The 3962-nt window shown below is 76.0% G+C and carries 3 protein-coding genes; 1 reads left to right on the top strand and 2 read right to left on the bottom strand.

The features are described 5' to 3' along the window. Positions 1-4: 4 nt before the first annotated feature. Positions 5-1366, bottom strand: coding sequence for a right-handed parallel beta-helix repeat-containing protein (locus tag ACIQOV_RS31280; protein ID WP_401054018.1), 1362 nt, complete (start codon positions 1364-1366; stop codon positions 5-7). A 31-nt stretch (positions 1367-1397) separates the two neighbouring features. Here ACIQOV_RS31280 and ACIQOV_RS31275 point away from each other — a divergent pair, with 31 nt between their 5' ends. Beyond that, entirely contained in the window at positions 1398-2615 is a 1218-nt protein-coding gene (locus ACIQOV_RS31275) for a Dyp-type peroxidase (protein WP_401054017.1), read from the top strand. 173 nt (positions 2616-2788) lie between these two features. On the opposite strand, the gene ACIQOV_RS31270 is transcribed toward ACIQOV_RS31275, so the two are convergent. Beyond that, positions 2789-3962: cytochrome P450 (locus tag ACIQOV_RS31270; protein WP_401054015.1), on the bottom strand; the 1174-nt coding region annotated here is incomplete at its 5' end.

Genomic DNA, 3962 nt, shown 5'->3' with positions numbered 1-3962 from the left:
GGGGTCAGTGCTTCGGCACGGCGTCCGCGGACTCCGGCAGCGGGTAGGCGCCGGGGTCGACCGGGCCCGGGAGGTCGGTCGCCGGGCGGCCGGGCGCGGTCGGGTCCGGCAGCGACGGCTGGGCCGGCGGGGCCGGGACCTGGCTGAACGGGATGCCGGGCGGCGACTGGACCGGGCTGGTCCGGCCGAGGGGCGGGGCGCCGCGGCCCTGGACGGCGCAGCCCGCCAGGCCCTCCAGGCCGTCCGGGCTCTGGACGGCCGGCTGGTTGCCGGTGAAGCAGTTGCCCGGGTCGACGGAGGCGAGCACCAGGTCGGTGCCGTTGCCGGTGGCCCGGTTGTCCTCGACGCGGTTGCCGCTCGCCGGGTGCCCGGGCGGGTCGGTGACGAGGATCCCGGCCGCGCGGTTGCCCCGGACCAGGTTGCGCTGCACCTGGTTGACGGTGCCGCCGCCGATCCCGATGCCGATGCCGTAGGCGCCGTCGGCCTGTTGGGGGGTGTCGGTGGCGTTGTTGTCGGTGACGACGTTGCCCGCGAGCACCGCGCCGTGCTGGGGGGCGAGGGCTTCGAGGTCGTTGGAGTTGAGGGTGACGCCGACCCGGTTGCCGCGGACCAGGTTGCCGACGACGGTGAGGTTGTCGGAGGCGTTGGTGATCTCGATGCCGACGGCGTTGCGCTCGACGGTGTTGCCCCGCACCAGGGTGTCGCAGGGCTTGCACTGGCCGACGTAGATGCCGGAGTCGGCGCCCCCGGAGGCGTAGGAGTCCTCGATGACTCCGCTGCGGGCGTCGAAGGCGTAGATGCCGTACAGGCCGTTGTTGTACGCGGTGACGTTGCTGGCGCGGAAGCCCTGGACGGGCGGGAAGCGGACGGTGTCCAGCGGGTCGTAGGCGGAGCCGCCGGCGCCGTGCTGCTGCAGCTTCTCGTCGGTGACGCCGGTGAACAGCACGCCGTTGGCGAGGTAGCCGTGGACGGTGAGGTTCTCCACCACCGAGCCGGGGCCGGAGACGGTGATGCCGTTGACCAGCCGCAGGCCGCCGTCCAGGACCACGGTGTTGCGGTCGGTGCCGCGCAGCACGATCTTGGGCTTGGTGAGGCGCACGCTCTCCCGGTAGGTGCCCGGGTCGACCAGCACGGTGTCCCCCTCGCGGGCCACGTCGACGGCCTGCTGGACGGTCGGGAAGTGCTGCGGGACCCGGATGACCGTGCCGTCCGGGTGCTTGGCGTCGGAGGAGGCCGAGCCGCCCGAGGAACAGCCGGCGAGGGCGAGGACGGCGGCGGCGAGCAGCGCGGGCAGGCGCCTGACGGTTCGGGTCCCGTGTGAGGGTGTTGCGGTCGGTCCGGGGTGACGGGCGGTCAAAAGTTGCATACGGCGTGTTCTATCGTCTCCAATGTCGCCCATGCATGCCGAAGCCGGAAAGGCGCAGGACCGGACACCGACCGTCAGGACCGGTGTGGGTCGGAGGGCTCTGATCACGGGCGGGGCGGTGGCGGCCGCCGGACTCGGTGCCGGGGCCGCGGCGTTGGCCCTGGGTGGCGGCGACGGCCGGGCGGACCCCGGCCGGCCGGCGGCGGCGCCGGAGCCGTCCGCCGTGCCCTTCCACGGCCAACGGCAGGCCGGGGTGACGGCCCCGCAGCAGCCGGCCACCCAGCTGCTGGCCCTCGACCTGGCGCCGGCCGCGACCTCGGACGGGCGGGCCGCTCTGCGCGGCCTGCTCGGCGGGCTGACCCGGGTGCTGGCCGAGGCGGCGGGCGACCGCCCGGCGGACGCGCGGCTGCGGGACGGCCGGCCGGCCGGGCTCAGCAGCGTGGTGGGGGTGGGGCCGGGCCTCGCCGCCCGGCTGGGGCTGAACGTTCCGCCGGCCCTGCTGACCGAGCTGCCCGCCTTCCCCGGGGACCGGCTCGACCCGGCGCGCGGCGGCGGCGACCTGGTGGTCCAGCTGTGCGCGGTGGACCGCTGGCCGCTGTCCGTGGTCGCCGAGCAGGTGGGCGATGCGGCCCGGGCGGCCGGCGCGACGGTGCGCTGGACGCAGTCCGGCTTCCTGGCCCGGACGACCGGGGGCGCCACCCCGCGCAACCTGTTCGGCTTCAAGGACGGCACGGCGAACCCGGACGGTGCGGACAGCGGGCAGTGGGTCTGGGGGCCGCCGGGACCGTACGAGCACGGGACGACGCTGGTCTACCGCCGGATCCGGATGGACACCGCCGCCTTCGCCGCCCTCCCCGGGGACCGCCAGGAGCAGGTGATGGGCCGCCGGGCCGGCGACGGCGCCCCGCTCACCGGCACGGCGGAGCACGACGAGCCGGACATCTACACCAAGAACCCGGACGGCTCGTACGTCATCCCGGCCACCGCGCACGTCCGCCTCTCCAGCCCCCGGCTGGACGGCGGCGCCCGGATGCTGCGGCGCGGCTACAGCTATGACGACGGCCCGGGCGACCGCGGCCTGCTGTTCTGCGCCTTCATGCGCGACCCGGCCCAGTTCACCCGGGTCCAGAACCGGCTGGCCGCCCGCGACGCCCTCAACGCCTTCGTCGAGCACACGGCCTCGGCGGTGGCCTACGTGCTGCCGGGCGCGCCCGAGGGCGGGACGCTGGGGGACGGGCTGTTCGGATGAGCCGTTCGGACGAGCTGTTCGGGCGAACGGCGCGGAGGAACAGCAGCTGTCCGGCGGGAACATGAGCACCGGCGCAGCGACGCCGAGTGCGTCGAGCGGCGCCGGGAGCGGTGGCCGGGTGCCCTGCCCGACTGTTGACGCCGAGCGGGCGCCGACCGCACTCCCGGACGCGGCTACCAGTCCACCGGGAGGCGGGCCGGGCTCCGGGTGGTGCCGCCGAGCTGCCAGGCGAGGTCCGCGACCGGGACGGTGAGGCGCAGGCCGGGCAGCGCGGTGGCGAGGCGGTGCAGGGACTCGCGCATCTCCAGGCGGACCCGCCAGGCGCCGATGCAGTAGTGCGGTCCGGCGCTGAAGGCGAGGGTGGGGGCGGCGAGCGGGAGGCCGAGGTCGGCGTCGAGGCCCTCGGGATGGACGGCCGGGTCGCGGTTGGCGCTGCCGAGGCTGACGGCGACGACCGAGCCGGCCGGGATGGCGACGCCACCGACCTCGATCGGCGCGGTGGTGCGGCGGATGGTGGCCTCGTCGTCGCCGAGCGGGATGTAGTGCAGCAGGCGTTCGGCGGTGCGCTCGGCGATGCCCGGGTCGGCGAGGCGCGGCCAGTGCTCGGGGCGTTCGCCGAGCACGTAGACCAGGGCGTTGGCGAGCGCACCGGCGACGCTCTCGTTGCCGCTGGCGGTGAGCCCGGCGACCAGGAAGACGAGGGACTCCTCGGGGACGCCGCCGTCCTGGTCCGCGGCCCGGACCAGCCGGCTGACCAGGTCGTCACCGGGCGCGCGGCGCCGGCGGGCGACCAACTCGCCCATGAAGGCGCCGAATTCGGCGAGGGTGTCGTCGTGACCGGTCTCGGCGCCGCGTCGGTCCTCGGCCTGGCCCTCGTTGTGGCCCTCGTTCTGGTTCGAGCTCTGGTTCTCGCCCTCGTCCTCGCCCTGGGCGAGCAGGGCGAGCGTCCAGCGGTGCAGCCGCTCCTCGTCCAGGTGGTCGGGCCCGTCCCCGTCGAGCCCCATCAGCCGGGTGGTGACGGCGAACGGCACCGGCCGGGCGAACGCGGGGACGAGGTCGGCCGGCGGGCCGGCGGCGACGAGCCGGTCCACGGACTGCTGGACGGCGGCGGCGACCCAGGGCTGCCAGCCGGCGATGGCGCGCGGGGTGAAGGCCCGTTGGGCGGTGCCGCGCAGCCGGCGGTGGGCGGGCCCGTCCTGGTTGAACAGGGACGCCGGGTTGGCGGCCACGTCGGCGGTGGCACCCGCGGTGCCGACGTCATGCAGGTCGGCCCGGGTGACCCGGGGGTCGCCGAGGACCTGCCGGACGTCGTGGTAGCGGGTGATCAGCCACGCGGGGGTGCCGTCC

Source organism: Kitasatospora sp. NPDC091257, from assembly GCF_044757675.1.
Classification (GTDB): Bacteria; Actinomycetota; Actinomycetes; order Streptomycetales; family Streptomycetaceae; genus Kitasatospora; species Kitasatospora lactacystinica.
Note: the sequence above shows the minus strand (reverse complement) of the source record. Positions and strands in the feature narration are given on the sequence as shown.